General features: G+C 42.8%; 20 protein-coding genes. 8 read left to right on the top strand and 12 right to left on the bottom strand.

The annotated features are described in order from the left end of the window. Nucleotides 1–57: 57 nt before the first annotated feature. From M0N77_RS10685 to M0N77_RS10675, 3 genes are all read right to left on the bottom strand, one after another. Nucleotides 58–480, bottom strand: a complete 423-nt coding sequence (locus tag M0N77_RS10685; RefSeq protein ID WP_353105165.1) for a hypothetical protein — start codon at nt 478–480, stop codon at nt 58–60. Nucleotides 481–698: 218 nt separating this feature from the next. After that, on the bottom strand, nt 699–1,526 hold the full coding sequence (locus M0N77_RS10680; RefSeq protein WP_353105164.1) for a hypothetical protein: 828 nt from the start codon (nt 1,524–1,526) through the stop codon (nt 699–701). A 536-nt stretch (nt 1,527–2,062) separates the two neighbouring features. Then, nucleotides 2,063–3,349 carry a saccharopine dehydrogenase NADP-binding domain-containing protein gene (locus M0N77_RS10675; protein ID WP_353105163.1) on the bottom strand — a complete coding sequence of 429 codons (1,287 nt, stop codon included), beginning with the start codon at nt 3,347–3,349 and terminating at the stop codon, nt 2,063–2,065. A gap of 513 nt (nt 3,350–3,862) precedes the next feature. Here M0N77_RS10675 and M0N77_RS10670 point away from each other — a divergent pair. Further along, a complete protein-coding gene (locus M0N77_RS10670; protein WP_353105162.1) occupies nt 3,863–4,018 on the top strand; it encodes a DUF1328 domain-containing protein in 156 nt (51 codons plus the stop codon). 78 nt (nt 4,019–4,096) lie between these two features. On the opposite strand, the gene M0N77_RS10665 is transcribed toward M0N77_RS10670, so the two are convergent. The 4 genes from M0N77_RS10665 to M0N77_RS10650 form a co-directional block, all read right to left on the bottom strand. Then, the gene (locus M0N77_RS10665) at nt 4,097–4,390 is read right to left on the bottom strand and encodes a 4a-hydroxytetrahydrobiopterin dehydratase (RefSeq protein ID WP_353105161.1); all 294 of its coding nucleotides are present in this window, start codon (nt 4,388–4,390) and stop codon (nt 4,097–4,099) included. A gap of 129 nt (nt 4,391–4,519) precedes the next feature. Beyond that, a complete protein-coding gene (locus tag M0N77_RS10660; RefSeq protein WP_353105160.1) occupies nt 4,520–4,813 on the bottom strand; it encodes a GNAT family N-acetyltransferase in 294 nt (97 codons plus the stop codon). Between the two features lie 81 nt (nt 4,814–4,894). Continuing rightward, nucleotides 4,895–6,316, bottom strand: a complete 1,422-nt coding sequence (locus M0N77_RS10655; protein WP_353105159.1) for an acyl-CoA desaturase — start codon at nt 6,314–6,316, stop codon at nt 4,895–4,897. Between the two features lie 105 nt (nt 6,317–6,421). Continuing rightward, nucleotides 6,422–7,795, bottom strand: coding sequence for an iron-sulfur cluster-binding domain-containing protein (locus M0N77_RS10650; protein ID WP_353105158.1), 1,374 nt, complete (start codon nt 7,793–7,795; stop codon nt 6,422–6,424). A gap of 433 nt (nt 7,796–8,228) precedes the next feature. Here M0N77_RS10650 and ettA point away from each other — a divergent pair, with 433 nt between their 5' ends. After that, on the top strand, nt 8,229–9,890 hold the full coding sequence (gene ettA / locus M0N77_RS10645) for an energy-dependent translational throttle protein EttA (RefSeq protein ID WP_353105157.1): 1,662 nt from the start codon (nt 8,229–8,231) through the stop codon (nt 9,888–9,890). Between the two features lie 94 nt (nt 9,891–9,984). Here ettA and plsB read toward each other — a convergent pair whose 3' ends face one another. After that, nucleotides 9,985–12,918, bottom strand: a complete 2,934-nt coding sequence (gene plsB, locus M0N77_RS10640; RefSeq protein ID WP_353105156.1) for a glycerol-3-phosphate 1-O-acyltransferase PlsB — start codon at nt 12,916–12,918, stop codon at nt 9,985–9,987. A gap of 192 nt (nt 12,919–13,110) precedes the next feature. Between plsB and ybaK the strand changes: the two genes are divergently transcribed. Beyond that, a complete protein-coding gene (ybaK, locus tag M0N77_RS10635; protein WP_353105155.1) occupies nt 13,111–13,599 on the top strand; it encodes a Cys-tRNA(Pro) deacylase in 489 nt (162 codons plus the stop codon). Between the two features lie 106 nt (nt 13,600–13,705). Then, nucleotides 13,706–14,080, top strand: a complete 375-nt coding sequence (locus M0N77_RS10630; protein WP_353105154.1) for a 5-carboxymethyl-2-hydroxymuconate Delta-isomerase — start codon at nt 13,706–13,708, stop codon at nt 14,078–14,080. Between the two features lie 57 nt (nt 14,081–14,137). Here the strand turns inward: M0N77_RS10630 and M0N77_RS10625 are convergent, their stop codons facing one another. Then, entirely contained in the window at nt 14,138–14,620 is a 483-nt protein-coding gene (locus M0N77_RS10625; RefSeq protein ID WP_353105153.1) for a hypothetical protein, read from the bottom strand. A 134-nt stretch (nt 14,621–14,754) separates the two neighbouring features. Then, the gene (locus tag M0N77_RS10620) at nt 14,755–16,575 is read right to left on the bottom strand and encodes an acyl-CoA dehydrogenase C-terminal domain-containing protein (protein ID WP_353105152.1); all 1,821 of its coding nucleotides are present in this window, start codon (nt 16,573–16,575) and stop codon (nt 14,755–14,757) included. Nucleotides 16,576–16,889: 314 nt separating this feature from the next. On the opposite strand from M0N77_RS10620, the gene M0N77_RS10615 reads away from it, so the two are divergent. Further along, a complete protein-coding gene (locus M0N77_RS10615) occupies nt 16,890–18,035 on the top strand; it encodes an FUSC family protein (RefSeq protein ID WP_353105151.1) in 1,146 nt (381 codons plus the stop codon). Between the two features lie 70 nt (nt 18,036–18,105). Here M0N77_RS10615 and aroE read toward each other — a convergent pair whose 3' ends face one another. Beyond that, a complete protein-coding gene (gene aroE / locus M0N77_RS10610) occupies nt 18,106–18,945 on the bottom strand; it encodes a shikimate dehydrogenase (RefSeq protein ID WP_353105150.1) in 840 nt (279 codons plus the stop codon). Between the two features lie 310 nt (nt 18,946–19,255). Here aroE and M0N77_RS10605 point away from each other — a divergent pair, with 310 nt between their 5' ends. Further along, nucleotides 19,256–19,924, top strand: coding sequence for a hypothetical protein (locus M0N77_RS10605; protein WP_353105149.1), 669 nt, complete (start codon nt 19,256–19,258; stop codon nt 19,922–19,924). 3 nt (nt 19,925–19,927) lie between these two features. Beyond that, nucleotides 19,928–20,971 carry an aminotransferase class IV gene (locus tag M0N77_RS10600; RefSeq protein ID WP_353105148.1) on the top strand — a complete coding sequence of 348 codons (1,044 nt, stop codon included), beginning with the start codon at nt 19,928–19,930 and terminating at the stop codon, nt 20,969–20,971. 4 nt (nt 20,972–20,975) lie between these two features. Here the strand turns inward: M0N77_RS10600 and M0N77_RS10595 are convergent, their stop codons facing one another. Next, on the bottom strand, nt 20,976–21,167 hold the full coding sequence (locus M0N77_RS10595) for a DpnD/PcfM family protein (RefSeq protein WP_353105147.1): 192 nt from the start codon (nt 21,165–21,167) through the stop codon (nt 20,976–20,978). 140 nt (nt 21,168–21,307) lie between these two features. Between M0N77_RS10595 and M0N77_RS10590 the strand changes: the two genes are divergently transcribed. Beyond that, nucleotides 21,308–21,796, top strand: coding sequence for a hypothetical protein (locus M0N77_RS10590; RefSeq protein WP_353105146.1), 489 nt, complete (start codon nt 21,308–21,310; stop codon nt 21,794–21,796). Nucleotide 21,797 lies beyond the last annotated feature (1 nt).

Raw genomic sequence — 21,797 nt, 5'->3', positions numbered from 1 at the left:
AATACTTATAAACGATTTAAGTTTTTTATTTTGATTAGCCACATATCCATAAACAACTTACTGTACTACAATACGTCGGCTTTCGATGAACTCAACTTCACCAGGTTGGGTCGCGACAAGCTCACCGCGTCGATCTTGTATTTTTTGTTGTAAAGTATTAGCTGCAGGCGTGACACGCATATCAGCTGGAGTAATATTACCCGTTTGTACTCTCTCACCCATTAATAAAGGCTGGTCAACACGCAAGTTTGGCGACGAAGCTCTGATTGCAGCCGTGCCCTCTTGATTAATCTCGACCTCACCTGGCTGAGTAGCTAATAGCTCACCATCCGGCCCTTGTATCTTAGACTGTAGAGTATTTGGGGCAGGAGTAGTGCGCATATCAGCTGGAGTAACACTACCTGTATTATAAGCTGCAAAAGCTAAGGTTGGTAAAGCAAGCACGGCACTAATAGTAATAGATAAAATTCGAGTTTTCATAAACTAACTCCTTCAATGAATTAATATAACGGTTTTATAGTAGCCACGGTATAAAGTAGCTTCTTATTTAAAGTACTAGTTATAAGACTAATCATTCAGTAATAAAAAATTAACTATTAGTGTAGTAATGTAGTTTATAGAGCTAATCGATGACTCTACTTACAAAAAATCATCAATTAGCTGAACTTAAACCCTGATGCTTTAAATTACCGTTCTAGTTATTCAATGATAACGGTTCTACCCGTATTTGGATCGATAACGCGTCTTGGTGTGTCATTATCTGGAACTTGGATAATAGGGAAGGTTTGATTCACCTCTGTCTGTTGTAAAATAGCTGGATCGACTTCTTGACCTACAATAGCGGTGCGTCTTCCATCTTCGATAGCGATAGCAGTACCTGAATTAGTATTAACACGCTGGATTTGATCAGCAGGAGCAACGATGACTTCTTTTACACGATAGGTCGTTGGGCGAATAACGCGTTTGGTTTCAATAACCACAGGCTCTACACTACGCTCTTCAACGATAGCAACTTGAGCTTCTGGAGCTTTGGCTTCACTAACGACAGGGGTGGGAAAAGCACTACCAAAGTGGTTATCACACTGCTGCATAGTCACACGTAATGGATTACCACTGCGATCCATATATACGTTCACGGGCATATCCGCGGCAAAAGGCACATATTTGCCTACTAGCGCTCCTGATACGCCATAACGACCATTTGACTGGCCTACGCCCAAATCACAAGCACCGGCCTCATAGTCGCTAGTACGTAAGTTATTATTACTGACCACACTTTGAGGAATCATCACCTCAGACAAGCGCATTTTTTTGACGCTAACTTCGCCTGCACGCGGCATAGGTTTTTGATAAGTATAAGGGGTATAAAATTTGGCTGAACCGTCTTTTACGGCCATGACGCACTCATCATAGCTATCATAACCGACGTTACCATTATTATCAGTGGTCATAGCGGCATTAGCGCTAGTACCAGCCATAGCTAGCCCTGATGTGACTATTGCTGCTGTCAATATCTTGAATTTCATAAGGTATTCCTCTCAATTGCTATAATTAAATTTAACATGATTATTCTCTATTGCTAGCTTTAGCTTTATTTCTATCTCTTAAATCTTATCTCTTAAACAAGCTATGCATTGATTGTGACTAATTATTTGATTTATCTGTTGCACAAATTTGTTGTTTAATCGAGCTAGCGTGTAGACACAAATAATACTACTGGACAAATTTAATCATCGCTGTGTCATTAAGCTAACAATGTGTAGTGTTATGTATGGAAAACTCAAAAACCTATGGAGTCATTCACTTAAGTGATACGTTATTATTATTTGATAACATTACATAAAATCGTTATTCCTGACTGTTAATAAAAAAAATAGCGCCAATCAGAAAGCTAACTTAAAAATATGGACTATTTATAAGACTATCATTTAAAAAATAAAAAACCGCACTCTAATAGAATGCGGTTAATGATCATCTTTTTATAAACACAGAGTTATAGAATTATGGTTGTAAGTTTATAAAAGCTAAACAACCAGCCGCTATATAACTAACAGTTTTACTATTATTTGTCTGCTACAACCTCAAAGCTAAGACCGGCATGCTGCTCTAAACGGTTTAGTAGCTTGTCACCCATCGCTGATGCTGGCGTCCAAAAACCGCCACCAACCTCATCGTGACTGATATCTTGGGCTAAGCATAATGCCGACTGTGCAAGCATACGTGAGGTGCTGCCGTAGCCTGGATCTCTATCGCCCGTCACTTTGGTGTTAATAGTATCTTGGCCTTCAGCCTTGCCAAAAAAGCGAATATCAAAATAGCCGTTTTCTTGCTCAGACTTAGAAGGTCCAGAGCCAGATTTGGGTAAAACATGTTTGGTCAAAAGCTCGCGGCTAGGTTTGAACATCATAGTGGTAGCAAAACCCAACAGACCAGCGCTGAGTGCGTAGCTTGTCAGCTGACCCTTGACCCCATCTTTCATCCACATCGCTTCGTCGTACTTGAAGTCTTGACCATAGTCATAACCTAACAGCTGGTTACTGCGATGGACAATGCGCGTATTAATACTAGCCATCACAAAAGGAGCTAACCAGCGGTTGTGCTTACTATCGTATTCAGGCTTACTGACGTTGTTTTGACGTACATTGGGCGCGTCGCTATCATCGTTAAGTAAATAAGGATTGGCCACTTGCTTACGGCGAGATTTGTCTTGTCCAACCTCTTCAAAGATGGTCGCCATTGAGGCAATAGTACCGCCAGACAAACCGCCTTTAGCCGCTTTTACGCGCATATGAATCTCATTACAAACCTTATCGAACTTCTTTTGCGCTTGTTGCTGAGTGAAGTACACGCCTAAATCGGAGGGAATAGAATCAAAGCCGCATGAGTTGACAATACGCGCGCCAGTCTCTTTGGCGGTCTGTTGGTATTTATCCAGCATATCTTTGATAAATATCGCTTCACCGGTCAAATCGACATAATCAGTGCCGTGATTGGCACAAGATTTGATCAACGGCTCGCCATATTTAAGATAAGGGCCTACCGTTGAGATAACGACTTTAGCCTGCTTAGTCATCTCATCGAGACTGGCCTCATCGTTACTATTAGCGATGATAATGTCTACATTACCCGCAGCGGCTGCACCACTGATTTCAGACTGAAGTTTTTTTAATTTTTCCTCATCACGTCCAGCGATAGCCCACTTGACCTCATTAGACTCTGCCAAAAATTCTGCCAAATACTTAGCGGTAATTTGTCCTACAAAGCTAGTAGCACCATACAACACTACCGCGTAAGGGCGCTGCTGGTCTTGAGCTGAGTTAGTCGTTTGGTTTTGTGCAGTGTTAGCCATATTTAACTTCCTTATTTTAGAGATGATAAAGTCAGAGTGAGTAGGTATAAGTACCATACATAGTACACATAGTACACATAGTACTTTATGTCGTAGTGAAGAATTGTATTTAAAGAGTCAAACGCATTTAAGTCTATCTATAAAGCTACCTGCCCAGTCATTTATTACTAATCATTGCCCTGAATCGTTGCTTATTATTAGCTTTATATAAGGTCCGTATAAAGGGGTAATCAGCTACATAATTAATGCTCTAGCTACACAGATTACACAATATAGCCCAATGTTTACCAAAATGAACGTACTTAGTATTTAAAGTGCCTCGATATAGTTGCTAATCTAGCTTCATAAGCAAAGGCTATTAAATAACAGCAAAGCTTTTAAAAAGGTTAAAAATAATCTTTATAACTTAATAAGTGTTTTTATAAATTAAGATGATATTAATAAAATAGTTATTTAACTTTATTAGGTAAAATTTATTAGGATCATCTTAATTTTAATTCGAGGAGAATGATTATGTTTCGTTGGGCTATTATTTTTGCAGTAATCGCGTTGATAGCAAGTTTATTAGGTTTTGGCGGGGTAGCAGGTCTATCTTCTAACCTAGCTTATATCTTCTTAATAGTCGCGGTTATTTTATTTATTGTGGCTTTTGTAGGCCGCAAGATGTAATCATTAATTGATTGTAAAGGTATAAAAAAACGTCCTTTTGTAGGACGTTTTTTTAGGTATTAAATCAGCTTAAATAAACTACAGTCTTTTAGGTTGAACAATATGCTGCATACGCTTAGCTAAGCGAATATCTAGACTACTGATACCGTTTGTATCATCGGTAGTTAAGCGTACTTTTACAATATTGTAGATATTTTGCCATTCAGGATAATGTTCCATTGCCTCTGCATAAAACGCCGCTTGATTCATAAAGCTAATCGCTTCAATAAAATCATTAAACTCAAAAGTTTTTATGATACTTTGACCATCAAGCTGCCAGCCTGGCAGCTCTTGCAGCTGCAAATCGACTTGTTTTTCAGATAAACTACTCATAGCAACATCCTTTATTATTATAGGGGTTACTATAGCATTTTATACTATAGCGACCCTAGTGATAGAGACCATTAACGAGTAATAAATTAATAATAATCGTCAAGCTCAAGGCTATCAGCATTAGCAATACTAGACTAAATCTTGATACTCAGGATGTTTATTAATATAAGCATCCACAAATGAGCACTGTGGCACAACTTTTTTATGGTGACTGCGAGCATAGTCTAGCGCATGTTTTACTAATGCTGAGCCCACACCGCGACCGCCTAAAGCTTGTGGCACGATAGTATGATCGTAGACCAAAGCCTCACCTCTATCTTGGTAGCTGATATAGCCTGTTTGACCCTCGATCGTAGTCTCAAAGCGGTTGGCTTGCTCATTATGATGAATTTGTATGTCATTGTTAGTTTGTTGATTACTCATAAAATACTCCTTATTTATAAATTATAATCTGCTAATAATAATGTAGTGGTACTGGGCAGATAAATCAATTTAATAAAAGTATCAAAGATGACGTAATTTGAAAGGCAAATAGTTAGTCACTAAGTTAGTAAATGACAAATAATGTAGCGCGACTCCAACGACACTTTTGGTTGCTTTTAGATGTTTGTTAGCGTTTTGAGTCTCTAAGTAAGACAGGCGTTCAGCTTCGGTAGGCTGACTAAAATGTTGGATACGGCCAATCACTTGCTTGAGCTGATGACCAAAACGCCCAGTATTGTACGATAGGCCATATTTTTTGCAGATATCCTGAACTTGCGGGGCAATACGAGCGTAGTGATTGGCGGGCATATCTGGGAAAATATGATGCTCAATCTGATGCGATAAGTTACCGGTCAAGATATGAAACCATTTGCCGCCCTTGATATTACTAGAGCCTAGTATTTGGCGTACGTACCATTCGCCCTTACTTTCAGCCTGAATATTGGTATCTTCAAGCTGAGCATAGATATGGGCTTGATCGGTAAAATGGCCACAAAATATCACCGCCCAAGTCCATAAGTTACGAGTGATATTGGCAATAATATTGCCGCTCAAGGTACTTATAGCGCTACGCTTACCTAATAGCAGTCCAATCGTAGCTGGTAGAACCACATAATCTTTGCCTACTTGCCGAGCTATTTTGGCAAATAACGCCTGCGACTTGGCTTGCATAATATCATCAAACTGCGGCGAGTGAGCATACTCATCGGCGCTGATTTGAATATCATGAAAAGCCACAGCCCATTCAAATCCCAAAGCCAAAATAGCGGTCTTTAGTAAATTATAACGATCCTCTGGCGACCACGGCTGCTCATCAGTGACTCGAATCAAATGATAGCCTACATCATGATCGCGACCGACGATATTGGTAAAGGTGTGATGCAAAAAATTATGCGAGTGCTGCCACAATGGGGCAGGGCAAACGATATCCCAATCAAACTTTTTACTATTTAGATGGGGATGCTGCATCCAGTCAAACTGACCGTGCATAACGTTATGACCAAGCTCCATATTATTAAGGATTTTACTAAAGCTCAACAATGAAGTGGCTAATAACCAAGTCGCAGTAGTCTTTTGCCAAGAAGACATGCGTCCTGCCGCCGCTAACAATCCACGGGCAACCAGCTCACTATAAACTACAGCACTATAGACGCGCTGAATATAACGCGCATCGTCACTACCTAAAGAGTCCATGACCTGTTTGTAGAGCTCATTTAGTTCAGTAGCTAAAGCCTCAGTCTGCTCTTTAGGTAGGTAGCTGCCAGACAAAGTAGGGTAGATAGCTGTTTTAGTTAGAGGGTCAGTAAGTGGAGTTAAAGCATTGGCTGCGTCTGTGTTGTTAAGATCACTGGATACGTGGCTAACATTGATGGTTTTAGCAACATCATGACTCACAGGAGAAATAGCAGATTTTGCAGTAAATACAGGCGGTAGTAAGCGCATAGTAGTCCTTAACCGAGGCTGTTAGTAGTTATATAAAGGGATAAGTGCAGTTTATTTGAGTATGTTGACTATGGTCTTAGTGGTTGCCGTCGTTAAATAACGCTATCAGACAGCTAGTACCACTTCACTCATAGCAACCGTATTACAAGTTTGAATGGATTCATAACTGTTGCTACTTAGTTTGCCCGTTTGAATATTTTTGACGATACCGCTTATCTTTTGGCAGCGACACAGCTGACAAATACCTTGTCTACAGCCATAAGGTAGACGTATGCCGGCTTGCTCAGCAGCTATCAATAAGGGGCGATCACTAATAAACTGCTGTTGGCGTCCGCGCAGATAAATCATTTGCGGCGCTACGCTATCGTTTTGAACCGCATTTTCATTTTTATTAGCACCTTTATCAGCACTGCTATTAGCCATATCAGTCTTAGAACTGGTTAAAGCGCTACCAAAATGCTCGATTATAAGGTTGTTCTTTAAGGAAGGCTGATTGCTCAAAGAACCGCACTTGGTTGAAAAGGACGATTTTGATGGAGACTCGTCAGCGGGTAACTGCTGATGACGTTTATCAATCTCATCTATAGCTTGATACAGCCCTGAGAGTAATGACTTTGAACCACAGGCAAATATTATGGTTTCTGACAAAGGTAGGGCTAATGCTAGTAAGCTCTCCGCCGTCAAATAACGGCTTCCTGCTAGATAACTACCGGTATCATTAGTATTAACGATATGATAATTAAAGGTTGCGTAGCTAGCGACTAGGTGCTGCCAATAAGCCAAAAAAGGCGTTTGCGTTTGGCTCATTTTATTGTTTTGCGAGCCGCCGCGGTGATAATACAGTAAGGTGACTTGCCGATTTTGGCTCAACGCCTCGGTGATTAAACCTAGCATTGGCGTAATACCGCTGCCTCCAGCTATAAACAATAAGGGTGAGCTTGAAGAGAGCGTATCTCTATCTGTCTTTTGAGCCCGATCTATCTGGCTTTGCTGTAGAGTAAAATCGCCCGCTGGCATGTCGCAAGCAAAGATGGCTCCAAACGCTACTTGTTCCGTTAGATAATGGGAGACTAATCCCTGCGGCTTGATAGCGATAGTGATAGTAGCGCTTTTCTGGTTAGGGCTAGCATGACGGCTCTGTGAGCGGCCTAACAAGGTATCATCAGTAATAGCATGCTGCAACGCGTTAGGCTGTTTGGATAAGCCTATTAGTGAATAATAACGCTGATAATACATACCTTTGATAGCAACGCTTAAACCAATATGCTGACCGCCTTGCCAACCGTTAGGTGAGGCAAAAACCTGCCGACTAAAAGCTTGATTGGCCTCAAATTGCAGAGCAATCAGCTCATCGCTAAGCACATATCTAGCCTGCAAGCGTAGTCTTGGAGTAGTCAACGACCAAAAAGGCGATAACCGCGCGCTAATAAAGTTAATAAACGCGCTTTGAACAATCTCTGGGCGGTAGCCAGTAGTCATAGTTAGCCTTTTATCATCTAGTTTATCGCAGCGTTTTTTAGGATATTTATACCTTTATACTCTTTTACATCTTTATTGTTAATCGAGCTTTATTAAGCTTATCTAACATAATAACCTTTATTGATTAAATTTACAGAAAATTTAATAGGTTTTTGTTAGTTTGTGAGAGACAAAGCTCTCTAAAAAGTAAGATAGAGTTGTCAGTTGATTGATAGCTGCTAAAAGTCTTAATTATGCCTTTAGCTGCTTATATTCGCTTAGTGGCACAAAGCACCTACAAAATGGTCTCTCAGCTTGCAGGGTGTTGCCGACAATGCGATAATGGCTGATAACTGATATTCCTTATCCTAAGGCATGGTAAACGTTGTTTTTGTGAGATTTTTTACTCAAAGCGCGTTTATTTGCCTTTTTTATGCAGTGCATCGGAGTGTTAATGGCTCAATATATTTACACGATGAACAACGTGTCAAAACTTGTTCCGCCTAAGCGCGAAATCTTAAAAAATATCAATCTATCTTTTTTCCCTGGCGCTAAAATTGGCGTTTTAGGCATCAATGGTTCTGGTAAGTCAACCTTGCTACGTATTATGGCAGGCGTGGATACCGAGTTCAGCGGTGAAGCTCGCGCGCAAACGGGTACTAAGATTGGCTACTTGCCACAAGAGCCGCAATTAGATGATAGTAAAGATGTCCGTGGTAACGTCGAAGATGGTATGCGCGAGGCTTTAGATGCGCTTGCTCGTCTTGATCAGATTTATGCTGAATATGCTGAGCCTGATGCCGACTTTGATAAGCTTGCCGAAGAGCAAGGCAAGATGGAAGATATCATCCAATCTTGGGACGCGCACAATCTAAACAATCAGCTGGAAAAAGCCGCTGATGCGCTACGTCTGCCACCTTGGGACGCTGATGTGAGCAAACTATCAGGTGGTGAGAAGCGCCGCGTAGCACTGTGTCGTCTACTGTTATCTCGTCCTGATATGTTACTCCTCGATGAGCCAACCAACCATTTGGATGCTGAATCCGTCGCTTGGCTTGAGCAGTTTTTGCAGAACTATAGCGGTACTATCGTCGCTATTACCCATGATCGTTATTTCTTGGATAATGTCGCGCAGTGGATTTTGGAGCTCGACCGTGGCCATGGCTATCCGTATGAAGGCAACTATACTGAATGGCTTGAGCAAAAGAACACGCGTTTAGAGCAGCAAAACAAGCAAGAAGAGTCCTTTGCTAAAGCACTGAAAAAAGAGCTTGAGTGGATACGTAAAAATCAAAAAGGCCAGCAAGCCAAGTCAAAATCTCGTGTCCAGCGTTTTGAAGAGCTGAACTCAACGGAGTTTCAAAAGCGTAATGAGACCTCAGAGATTTATATTCCGCCCGGTCCGCGTTTGGGTAATAAAGTCATCGAGGTTAATGATATTTCCAAATCCTTTGGTGATCGCTTGCTGTATAAAGACCTGAGCTTCAATGTGCCAGCGGGCGCTATTGTTGGTATTATTGGTCCTAATGGTGCGGGTAAAACCACGCTATTTAATATGATTACTGAGCGTGATACTCCCGATACCGGTTCTGTCGACTTGGGCGAAAGTGTGAAAGTCGCTTATGTCGGTCAGGTGCGTGATAATCTTGATGATAATAAAACCGTCTGGGAAGAGGTCTCTGATGGTTTAGATATCATCACCGTAGGCGACTATACCACGCCTAGCCGTGCTTATATTGGCCGCTTTAACTTTAAGGGCTCAGACCAACAAAAGCATGTTGGTCAACTCTCCGGTGGTGAGCGTAACCGTTTGCAATTAGCCAAAACCTTGAAGCAAGGCGCTAACGTACTATTACTCGATGAGCCCTCAAACGACTTGGATATCGAAACCTTGCGGGCGCTTGAGGACGCTATTCAAGTGTTCCCAGGTACGGTAATGGTAGTCTCGCATGATCGCTGGTTCTTGGACCGTATCGCCACCCATATCTTAGCGTTTGAAGAAGAAGGTCCGATTTGGTTTGATGGTAACTATACTGAGTTTGAAGCTTATCGCAAAAAGACCATGGGCGATGACGCAGGGCCTAAGCGCATGAAGTATAAGAAGATTACTAGCTAAATTAACAGTAGCTTTATGAATTAACAAAAAGACCGCTAATATATATTAGCGGTCTTTTTTTGGGTAATACATTGGCTTAGGGTTTAAGCAAATACTAACGCTTACGGCCAAACTTACGCTGTTTTTTATTACTAATCTCAGTAATAGCATGTAAGATCTCTTTTTCATCAAGACTAGCCACTTGCTGTAATATCTGCATCATATCAGGCGTTAAGATGTACTTAGCATGATGGGCGATGTTATTGATCCGCTGATCAAAGGTTAATACGCCAGTCTCTTCATCCTTTTGCAGATAGTTAAGACGAATCAGCGCATTAACGAAGCTAGTAAAGAGCGAGCGGTCAAAGAAATCAGGGATATCATCAGCGTAGAGCACAGACAGACGCTGACCTAGTAGATGACACAGATCAACCACTTCGCTTTCCGTAAGATTACCCGAGCCTTGCTGTGCCAGTAAAGCAAGGGTCATAAAGTAGCGCTCAAGGCTTTGCTCTACTGGCGTGGCGAGGACTTGTAGCTGTTGATAGCGGCTACTATTAGCGGCAGGAGCACTCAAAAAGTCATCTTCTAGCTCTACAATTAGACCATGCTCAATTAAATTATCAATCTTTTGATCGAGTACAGCTTGCAGGCCATGCGCAGGATAATACAAGAACAGCTCGCTCTGTAAAAACGGATACAGCTGTGAGACGATATTATCAAGGCGACTACGTTTAATGCGGCCATTGCGAGCCACTAACGCCGCCAAAAAGGATAATAAAATAAAGACATGCAGAATGTTATTACGAAAATAGCTAAGTAGCGCTGCTTGCTTGCCAGCAACCTGAATAATATCGCCTAAGATATGCGGTATACGCTCAATGAGCTTGAGCTTAATACCATAATCGATAATAGCTTGCGGACTCATATCGGTGACGATAGTATCATCAGCATAAGGCAGATGCCGCGCGATACCTTGATATAGGGCAATCAGTTCGCGGCAGATGACTTCATCGAGCGCCGCTTTAGGTGCTGATAATAGCACTAGCGATAATAGCGACACTGGATTGACCACTGCCGCCTTATTGATGTGCTGCATGATTTTGACACCGATATTATCCACCATAGCATTAGCTTTTTTATCGAAAGGCGTATCAGTACGATCCGCAGGCAAGCTATCGGCCTCTACATCGAACTTGACTAAAAAGTCGCTCAGATGTAGCGGAGTGCCAAAGCTTAAATGTACATTACCAAAGATACGCTCAATTTTGCGAGACACTTTTAATAGGCCAATCAGCGATTCAGACTCTTTGGGCTTGCCTTTGAGCTCACCAATATAGGTGCCGCCCTCCATAATACGCTCGTAGCCAATGTAGGTTGGGATAAATACCACCGGCTTGTTGGTACGGCGTAGCTGACTGTGGACGGTCATCGCTAGCATGCCCATCTTTGGCGGTAGCAAGCGCCCTGAACGTGAGCGTCCGCCTTCTATAAAGTACTCGATCGGGGTATTACGGCTGATGAGCGTATGCATATATTCGCGCAACACTGCCGTATATAGCGCGTTACCACGAAAGCTACGACGAATATAAAAAGCTACTGCGCCGCGAAGCAAAGAGCCCAAAACTGGAACGTCTAAATTATCGCCTGCCGCCACATAAGGAATGCTCAGACCACGCTTGTAGATGACATAAGATAGCAGCATATAATCGATGTGGCTACGATGACAAGGCACATAGATAATCTCATGATCAGTCGCCAAGGCACGCACGCGCTCAAAATGATGCACTTCTACGCCATCATAAAGCTGTGTCCAAAGCCAGGTCAAAAAGCGCTCAAAGACACGAATGATAGGGTAGGAGTAATTATTAACCATCTCATTAGCGTAGCCGCGCGCAATATCACGCGCCTGATGCTCGGTCACGCCGGTCTCTGTCGCTTCTTTTTCGATAGCGTGCTTGATAGCAGGCGAATAAATCAGCTTATCGACCAGATTGCGTCTATCAGATAAATCAGGGCCTAACATACTAGCACGCTGCTTATCTAAGTAGACATCTAGCTGATATTGCAAGCTACGCAGCAGCTCACGATTGGCATCGGCTACTGGTATCAAGGCTTGGCTAGAGTCAGTGGTCGACTCAGACACCGATAGCGAAGCGCTAGATGTTGGGCTTTGAGGAGCACTCTCCTTATCCTCTGAAAGCTGCTTTGAGGTTTTGGCTAGATTGGTTGCCAAATCCGTATTTTCCATGGCCTGCTTTATAGGACTGTCAGCCAAATCATTAGTATTAACTATAGAGCTATTATTGCTAGTAGCGGCGCTAGCAGACTCATCTAACCCCTCGTTCAAGCTCCTATAAATAATAGTACGCAAATCCTGCGCGGCATGGAACTGCACAAAGGTATCGCGTCCCATCACTCCGATATTAAAGAGCTGCTTGGTAAAGCTAGGATCTTCCCAGTTATCGGTCATCAATAACTTAAATAAAGAGTCCTCTTTTTCAGGAGCTCGGCCCCAAAGGATGGAGACTGGAATCAATCTTATTTTTAGCTCAGGGTTTTGTAAGGTAGCAGCGACAAGGCGAGCTAAGCGCGGTGACAGCTGCTCATCGCTAGCTTTGGGATGATGCAAAAAGATAATAGCCGCGTTCTCATCGATATTGTGAGCGGCGTCTTTTACTCCAACCAGAGCTGGCGGCAACTTATGCTCTCCAGTCTGCAAATCAATAAGAATACTGTTGGAGCGTGAATAATCTTGTAGCACATAAAAGGTTAGGATTTGCTCGTCGTCATTAAGTACTGGCAGCTCGCCAAGCAGCTTAGGCTTTACGCTAATACTAAGAGCTTGACCTGATAGTTTGCGATAGATCTGGCTAATGGGCGCTTTACTATAAGAGGTATTTACTAGTCTATTATTATCAGCGTAAACATCGCTATTTTTATCAGCTTGTGGCTTAGTTTGATCGGTGTCTTTATGAGCAGTTGGGCTCTCATGATTGTCAACGGCTTGCGATCTTAGTAGGCGTTTTTTTAGGAAACAGGGTATCATAATTAAAAGTCATATTCTGCAAAATGTAATGTGCTTATGATGCCACAAAAGCAGACAAAGCGATATATATCCTCAGTATCTGTATTAGTAACTGCATTAGTATCTGTATTTTAGAGGACTTATATCTAAGCTAAAATAATGGACTCTAAAATAGTTTTTATACCTCAATTTTAACCCATAATGTGAACGACTATGACCCCTGCTATCAACCTTGCCAAACAGCAAAAACTCAACTATAAAATCCATGAGTATACTCATGACAGCGCTGCTGCCTCTTATGGCTTAGAGGCAGCTGAAAAATTGGGCGTTGCCGCTGAGCGTGTGTTTAAGACTTTAGTAGTAAAGACGGATAACGGACAATTAGCGGTTGGGGTATTGCCAAGTGATCATACCCTCAATTTCAAAAAAGTAGCCAAAGCGCTTGGTGCTACTAAGAACTTAGCTTGCAAAAAAGTACAAATGGCAGAGCCTAAAGAGGTCGAGCGTAGTAGCGGCTATGTGCTAGGCGGGGTTAGCCCATTAGGACAAAAAAAGCGCTTAATCACAGTGATAGACAGCAGTGCAAAAAATCACCCGACAATATACGTCAGTGCAGGGCGGCGTGGTCTAGAGATGGAGCTTGCCGTTACCGAGCTTGCCGAGACTCTACGGGCACATTTCGCTGATATTGTAGATAATTAACTTTTGGCTGGGTTTAGACAGGGTACTAAATAAGCTTTTGCTAAAGCTTAAACGTGCTAAAATTTTGGCAATGCTAAAATAACTACGATTAACAAGGATAAATGCTGTGCCGCATCTCACTATTCAAGCGACTCCTAATGTCAGTATAGAGCGCCCTGAAACGCTACTAAAAGCGCTTAATCAAGCTTTATGGAATAGCGGTCACTTTGCTAAGCCTACTGATATTAAGGCTAGATTATTACCTGTAGATACTTTTTTGGTTGGGATTGAGGATGATGAGCAAGAGTATGGCTTTATCTACGCGCACCTTAAGCTGATCGTTGGACGCGATATTATTGCTCGTAATCAGCTGGCTGAAATCCTAGTCACCACCATAGAACAAACCCTTAAAGAGGATCAGTCAGGCCGCGCCGCGCTACAGATATGCGTGGAAGTAGAAGAGATTAGCGCTATTTATCACAAAAAAATGTTTAGTCTCTAAGCTCTATCACAGCTTTTTATAAGCTTAATTTTTGTATTTCAGTTTATTCCTCTATAGCTACTGACATAACGATTCGCTAGCGTATTTGGGTAGCACGATGACCTCAGCGCTGTAACCAGCGGTTTTGCCTTGAGTCGCCATCAGATTGCGTGCTATACGCAATCGATAATTACCATTAGCAGGCAAGCAGCCTTGATAGATAATGCCGCCTTTAGTGCCGTCCTGTTCGCCATTAGGCATATGTAGCACGCCCACATTGGCCGTCTCGCTAGTACCAGCAAGCGGCGAGAGATTGATAATGGCATATTGATGCCTATGAGCTGCAAATTGATACCAGTGCTCGTTTTGTTTTGGGCTTAGCTTGCCACTAATATTAGTACTGACGCGGCCTTTAGCAAATTTTATAGCAGTAGCATTAGAGGCGGTATTGGCAGTAGTGCTAGCATTACTATGAGTCGTTGCAAGCATAAATAGCGCAGTCACAAAAGCGACTCTTAGAGGAATTATAGAGAATGAAAGGTGAGTGCCTTTAGTTGACATAATTAGCTCCTATTTTTATTATTTATTACCAAAAATAAATTATACCTTTATCTTTAATCACAAAAAAAGCGCCTAATCTTATATTAGACGCTTTTGTTTTATTAACTATCCAAGTTCAATAACAAAGGTTTGTTTTAGTCCAAAAAGGCAAAGCTATCGATGTCCATAGCGGTCATACTTTCGCTTGGCGCTACCATCGCCTCGGCGTGGCCTGAGGTACGCGGTAATAGCTTATCAAAGTAAAATTCAGCGGTCTGGATTTTTGCTTTGTAGAATTCTGGTGCTTCAGCCCCGCCATTTTCAAGCTTGTCATAAGCCACTGCCGCCATACGGGCCCAGTGATAGCCCATCATCACATAGCCTGAGTACATTAGGTAGTCATCAGAGGCCGCTGAGATGATCTCACGATCCTTACGCGCCATCAACATCAAACGTACCGTTAGCGTGTTCCACTCTGCACATAGCTTAGTCAAAGCCCAAACGAATTTGCGCATATCTTTATCTAAAGCATACTCGCTGCACCACTTCATAATGCTAGACGTATAATCGCGGATGATTTTACCTTTCGACTGCAAGATAACTTTACGGCCTAATAGATCTAGCGCCTGAATCCCGGTAGTACCTTCGTACATAGTGGCGATGCGAGCATCACGAGCGATCAGCTCCATACCCCATTCTTTGATATAACCGTGACCACCATAAACTTGCTGGCCATGCTTCGCTGCTTCAATACCAAGCTCGGTTAAGAAGCCTTTTAGGATTGGGGTATAAAAGCCTAATTTGTCATCCCATTTTTCAAACTCAGCATCATCGCCATTAGCGATACCTTGCGACATTTTATCCGCATAACGCGCAGAATGATAAATCATCGAGCGACCGCCTTCGGCAAAGGCTTTTTGGGTCAATAGCATGCGGCGTACGTCGGCATGATGGATGATAGCATCGGCTACTTTTTCAGGATCTTTAGTCCCTGACAAGGCGCGCATAGAACGGCGATCTTTGGCGTAAGGTAGCGCGTTTTGGAAAGCCAGTTCGGTATGAGCAAGGCCTTCGATACCCGTACCAATACGTGCGGTATTCATAAAGGTAAACATCGCTTTTAGACCACGGTTTGGCTCACCAATCAAAAAAGCCGTCGCTTCATCAAAGTTGAGTACACAAGTCGCTGACGAGCTAATACCCATTTTGTGCTCGATAGAACCACAGCTGACGCCATTGCGCTCGCCCACTTCGCCTTCCGCGTTTGGCAGGAATTTTGGCACGATAAATAGTGAGATACCGCGAGTACCACCCGGGGCATCCGGTAGGCGAGCTAGGACGATATGGACGATGTTTTCAGTTAAGTCGTGCTCACCGCTTGAGATAAAAATCTTGGTGCCAGATAGTTTGTAGGTGCCGTCTTCTTGTGGAATAGCTTTTGACTTCACTTGACCCAAGTCAGTACCACAGTGCGGCTCAGTTAGACACATAGTGCCCGACCAAGAGCCTTCAACTAACTTATGCAAGTAAGTCTCTTTTTGCTCCTCAGTACCATATTGCATCATAGTATTGATACAACCAGTCGATAGGCCAGGATACATAGACCAAGGCCAGTTGGCAGTACCGATGATCTCAGCTTTGATCAAGTTGATAGACATCGGCAAGTTCATACCGCCGTAAGCTTCAGGATAGGAGATACCTTGCCAGCCGCCCTCAACAAACTGAGTATAAGCTTCTTTAAAGCCTTTTGGGGTTGTAACCACGCCATTGTCAAAATGACAGCCTTCTGCATCCGCTGGCTGATAGATAGGTGACAGCACGTTTTCGGCAAAGTCTGCCATACCCTGCAAAATCATATCTACGGTTTCCGGATCGGCGTTTTCGCCATTATCTAAAGTTTTGTAATGGGATTGAAAGTCAAACACATCATTTATCAAAAACTTAATATCACGCAAAGGAGCTTTGTAAGTTAACATAGTCATTCTCTTTTATAAGTTGAGACCAGCAGTCGATGACTAGATCATTTAATCCATCTCGAGTGGTTGTCTGCAAAGTTTATTAAATTGAGCTTTTAGTGACTAAGGATATGTCACTAAAAATTAAAAATAGCTTTAGTAGCACAAAATTATAAGGGCAATAATAAGCTCAGTATAAAGGGTATAAAGCCACAAATATACTATATATAACTAATATTCATGTTATAAGTCTTTTGTTATTACCATTTTTTATATATAGCTAATCATATAATAGCTAGTTGCTAGAGATTACAGAACAGTTAGAGGTTTTTTTGATGTCCTCAGTACCACCCCGTAACCCTACTTATAAACGATTGATGCAGCGCTGGCTAATGATTATAAAGCGTTTGATTAGTGGCGAGCTTGAGCATCTGCTAACCGTAAACCAAAGTCGTAGGCCATGGCATATGCCTATGGTTGCCGCTATCGCTATTAGTTTTCCGATATTTATAGGCGCTTATTTTAATTCGATATCATCCGGTATCAAGGCTTCACTAGGAGCGATGGTGATTTTGAACTTGCCGTTCACTGGGTCATTGCCGCAGCGTTTGGTTACGGTGATGGCTTGGGGCTTTGCGATGTCCTTATGCTTTGCCTTGGGCCTAATCGCGCAGCAAGTCGCTGTTATAAAGGTTCCGGTTTTTGCGCTGATAGCTTTTGCCATTGTAGTATTGGGTCGTTATTACAGCCAGCCACCGCCAGCGGGTCTGTTTGTGATGATGTCGACGGCTATAGCTTTGTTCATTCCGGTTTCTTTATCGCAGATATTATCAGCGACAGGTCTGGTGATGCTCGGTAGCGGCTTTTCGCTAATAATGGCGCTATTATATTCGCTGTTTTTATTAGCGACTCGTCCACGCACTGCGCTACCCCGTGATAGCTATCAGCCAGAGACCCTCAGTGAGAGTATTATGGTGGCAGGTTTTGTCAGCCTAGCGTTGTCCATCGCATTACTGCTACAGATGTCCTATCCCTATTGGGCGGCAGTGAGCTGCTTTATTATTATCCAAGGCATTCATCTGCGTACGATGTGGGTCAAGCAGTTTCATCGCCTGCTCGGTACTTTGATAGGCATGGGACTGGCCGCTTGGATGCTCTCTTGGCAATTATCCTCATGGCAAGTAGCTACGGCTATTTTTATTATGATGCTTGGTATCGAGTCATTAGTGGATCGTCATTATGGCCTTGCGGTGATCTTTATCACGCCGCTTACGATATTTATCGCCGAATACGGTAGTGGTCTACCGCTCTCTAAGCAAATTTATCAACAAGTCATTCAAGCACGAATGCTAGATACCGCTCTTGGCTGCTTAGTAGGTATCAGTGGTGGTCTCGCTACGCAGTCCTCATTGCTACGCTTGCCTTTAGGGCGTTTAGAGCGTCGATTATTACAACGTTTTGGCACTGACCCTAAAGATTAAGCTAAAAATTAGGCTAAAAAAATTAGGCTAAAATTCAAAAGGGCAGTTATATTTTATAATGCTATAGCGACTACGAGGATAATGTTTGTGTCGCTGCTATCACCTCTACCTGATGTCCGGTCCAACGCTCAAAGCTAAGCGCCGCTTGATTGATAAGCATACCGTAACCATCAGAGACTATCGCGCCGCGCTGTGCGAAGTGCTGCAAAAACGGCAAGTCGCGTCCATACATCATGTCATAAGCATAATGGCTGTTAAGATCAGCGGCTAGTGGTAAGCTTGCCTCGCTCAGACCGATGGAGGTGGCATTGATAACTAGATCAAAGTCACCCGTTAGCTCAGAAGTGAGACAAGTGGCAATGCCATTTTTAACACTATGCTGCTCAATGGTTTGACTGGCAGCGCTGAGCTCGGCAACTAGGGTTTGCGCTTTACTCAACGTGCGATTGGCTAGCGTCAATGAGCCAATACCGGCTTGAATTAAGGGCAGTATCACGCCGCGAGCCGCGCCGCCTGCACCAATGATAGCTACGCGCGCACCATCGAGAGGCCAGCCTAAGTGGATAATATGATTGACTAACCCTTGACCATCGGTATTATCCCCATAAACCGCGCCGTCTTTTATTGACAAGGTGTTGACCGCTCCTGCCACGCGAGCATGCTCAGACAAACCGCCTTGGGTTTGACAATAGGCAAAAGCGATCTGCTTAAAGGGTACGGTAACATTAGCACCGACGCCGCCGCCATGAAAAAAAGCCTCAACGACCGCCACAAAGCTCGCCTCATTATCCGGACAATACTGACGCTGATAGCTAATATCGATATGGGCTTGAGTGGCAAACACTTGGTGTATTTGTGGTGACTTACTGTGACTGATGGGATTACCAATAACGATAAAATGCTGAGTCATATCTAAAATCCTGTCGTTACTACTGTATTAAAGGGAGTGGCAAAATCTGCGGCTCAGTTATCATAAGCGATAGCGGCTTGTGGCACAAATTTGGCTTGCAAAGCGTTAGCAATCGACAATAATATTAACAAATCTGTAGCCCCTCAAAGGGGTATCAGTAACGTAAAAGCTAGTCAAGGCTACAGCAGTTCGGTAAACTGTGCTCATCAAAGTTTTGGTAAAATCCCATTCATAGCAACTGTGTTTGATGACTTTTAACTTTTTGATGTCTTTTATAGTCAATATTTTCAAATAAATGAGTAAATTGCCCATGTGGAATAAAAGCCTTCAACCTTTGATGGTTGGTGTGATGATGATAGCTGGCGTGTCTTTGAGCGCTTGTAACAACTCAAGCCAAGACGTCGAAGCCGAGACCAATACCACAACCGAACCAGTGGCTAGTGATGACACCAATACCTCTGATGAAGCGGCCAATAGCGCTGACGCTGATGGGGTAGCTTCTGAGCAGGGAGTGCCAGTCAGCTATAATGTCGCTAGCTGGGGTAAAGACTCGGTCAAGCCGGTTAGCCTTGATGAATTGGAGGATATTCAAAAGACTTTTGGTAAAGTGGTCACTACTGACAAAAACAGCCTCGATTATGCCAGTAATCCGGCGACCAAATACCGCTTTATGAAAGCCGATGCTCCTTATTTGGATGTTATCGATTCTCAAAAATATCTAGAGCTGGGCTGGTATTATGCCAATCCAACCGATACCGAGGAAGAAAAGAAAATTAGTGAAGAGCATGCCAAAAAAGCTTATAAACTAGTGCGGCAGCTCATGGGCGATGAGGGCGGTCAGATACTATCTGAGATGCTCAATGGTCAAATCATCAAAAATAAAACGGCTGGCGGCCAAAAGATAGAGCTGGCCAAATGTGAGTTTTATAGCTGTATGATTATTTTCAATAAGTCGCAGGCACAGGTGAGTGAAAGCTAAGCGGTGAGTCCTTATAGTGGCAATAATAGTCAAAATATTAAGGCTAATAGCGATAGCTGGTATTGCCTACAGTCGCCCTCAGCTACCGCTGAGCAAACTAATTCGACGTTAGCTTCCCCAGCGCTATCATCGCCCTCACTGTCATTAGACAATCGCGGCTTGGCTTACGCTGATGGTTTTTTTACCACTATGGCTATCACTGATGGCAAGATATTGTGGGCGGATTATCATTGGCAACGGCTGGCTAGTCATGCGCGTGCGCTGCAGCTGGATATCCCCAAACCCAGCCTATTGTCAGAGTTAAACTGTTACGCTAAGCAGCTACAGCAAGGGGTAATGAAAGTCATCATTACTCGTGCTACCCAAAGTGTGCGTGGTTATTGCTTTTGCACCAATGCAGAGGGTAGCGCTTGCGAGATTTGGCTAAAGATTATGCCTGCTAATAAGCAAACCATTAGTCAGCCTATTCATCAAGCTGCATTACGCCTAGCAAATGATTGCAACATTACCTTGCAGCCGCCTACCACCGCTATCTGTCTAACCTCGCAATTGGCTTGGCTGCCGCCGACTTTAGCGGGTCTAAAAACCCTTAACCGTCTCGACAATGTGCTAGCTAGTGGCGAGCTGCAACGTCTAAAAATGAGTGCGGTAAGCTCGCTAGCCGATACATCTGTCATTGGTGAAGGATTAGTGCGCGATATGACAGGTAATTGGGTCGAGGGCACGATGAGTAATGTCTTCTACCAGTTATCAACATCGACTACTGCTAGCGACTATATTCAAAATAATGCTATAAAGAATAACGCTCATTATCTCACCAGTGGGCAATGGTACACGCCGCCGATGACTCAATCGGGTGTGGCAGGCGTCATGCGACAAGTCATTATCGATAGCTTATCTAACACCGAAAATCCAGTGATTATTAGATCATTGCCGGACGAGGATTTGCCAAAACTAAGCCAACTGTTCTTTTGTAATGCAGTACGCGGGATTATGCCTGTGACGGCGCTTACTTTGCTTTTGGGGGAAGTGGTTGAGTTCAATTAATCACTCATTCCACTTCAAAGATATTAAATTCAGTCTCTATCAAATCATCATAATTTAATTCAATATCTTCGTTTCTATACCTCTGTTTTGCCTGCATAATCGCTGAAGAATCATCCTCAGCTTTTATTGCTATGATAGCGCTCATCGTTTCGACTATCTCTATCTGATAAGTCTTTAATACCTTTTCGTTTGTCATCACTGCTCTGCCTTTTGCTAGATACTGTGCTGGTGATCGTAGCAAAAGTAACTGGGAGAAGTGATCGTCTTTTGTTAACTATGCTTGTGCATTGACGCTAATCGATCAATGCTATGGTCTTTAACAAAGGATGATATCTAATGCGCGCAATTTATGAAGAGCAAAGAATTCCGCTACAAATTCGTCGATTAATGATCTTCACCAAACTATGCCGTAAGGCTAGAAGCTATCCTAATGAGTTTGCTTATCTGAATACTAAGACAGAACTTGCTCTTAAGGTTATTTATTTTGAGAGAAGTAAAAGATATGTAGCCTATGGCGGCGTATTTGATTATGCGCATACTAGGAGAGAAATATTAGAAAAAGAGATAGATAAAATTCATCATGAAGAATTGGTAATGTGTGCAATAATTATCAAAGCTCAAGCTTTTACTAATCCTGTACGCACACCATTAGCGTTATTATGGCAGTGGAATAAACAGGTAAAAAATAAACCCTGTAACTATGTTTATGACAATCCACATCATTTTTTTGCCGTTAATGATGAGTTAGAGAAGGACTATCTACCACATGAATATCATAAACATCTATTAGCGATTAAAAACCTGCCTCTTTGGGATGATGTGTAAA

Source organism: Psychrobacter sp. AH5, from assembly GCF_040371085.1.
Taxonomy (GTDB): Bacteria; Pseudomonadota; Gammaproteobacteria; order Pseudomonadales; family Moraxellaceae; genus Psychrobacter.
The sequence above is the reverse complement of the archived record's forward strand: the minus strand, read 5'-3'. Positions and strand labels throughout refer to the sequence as shown.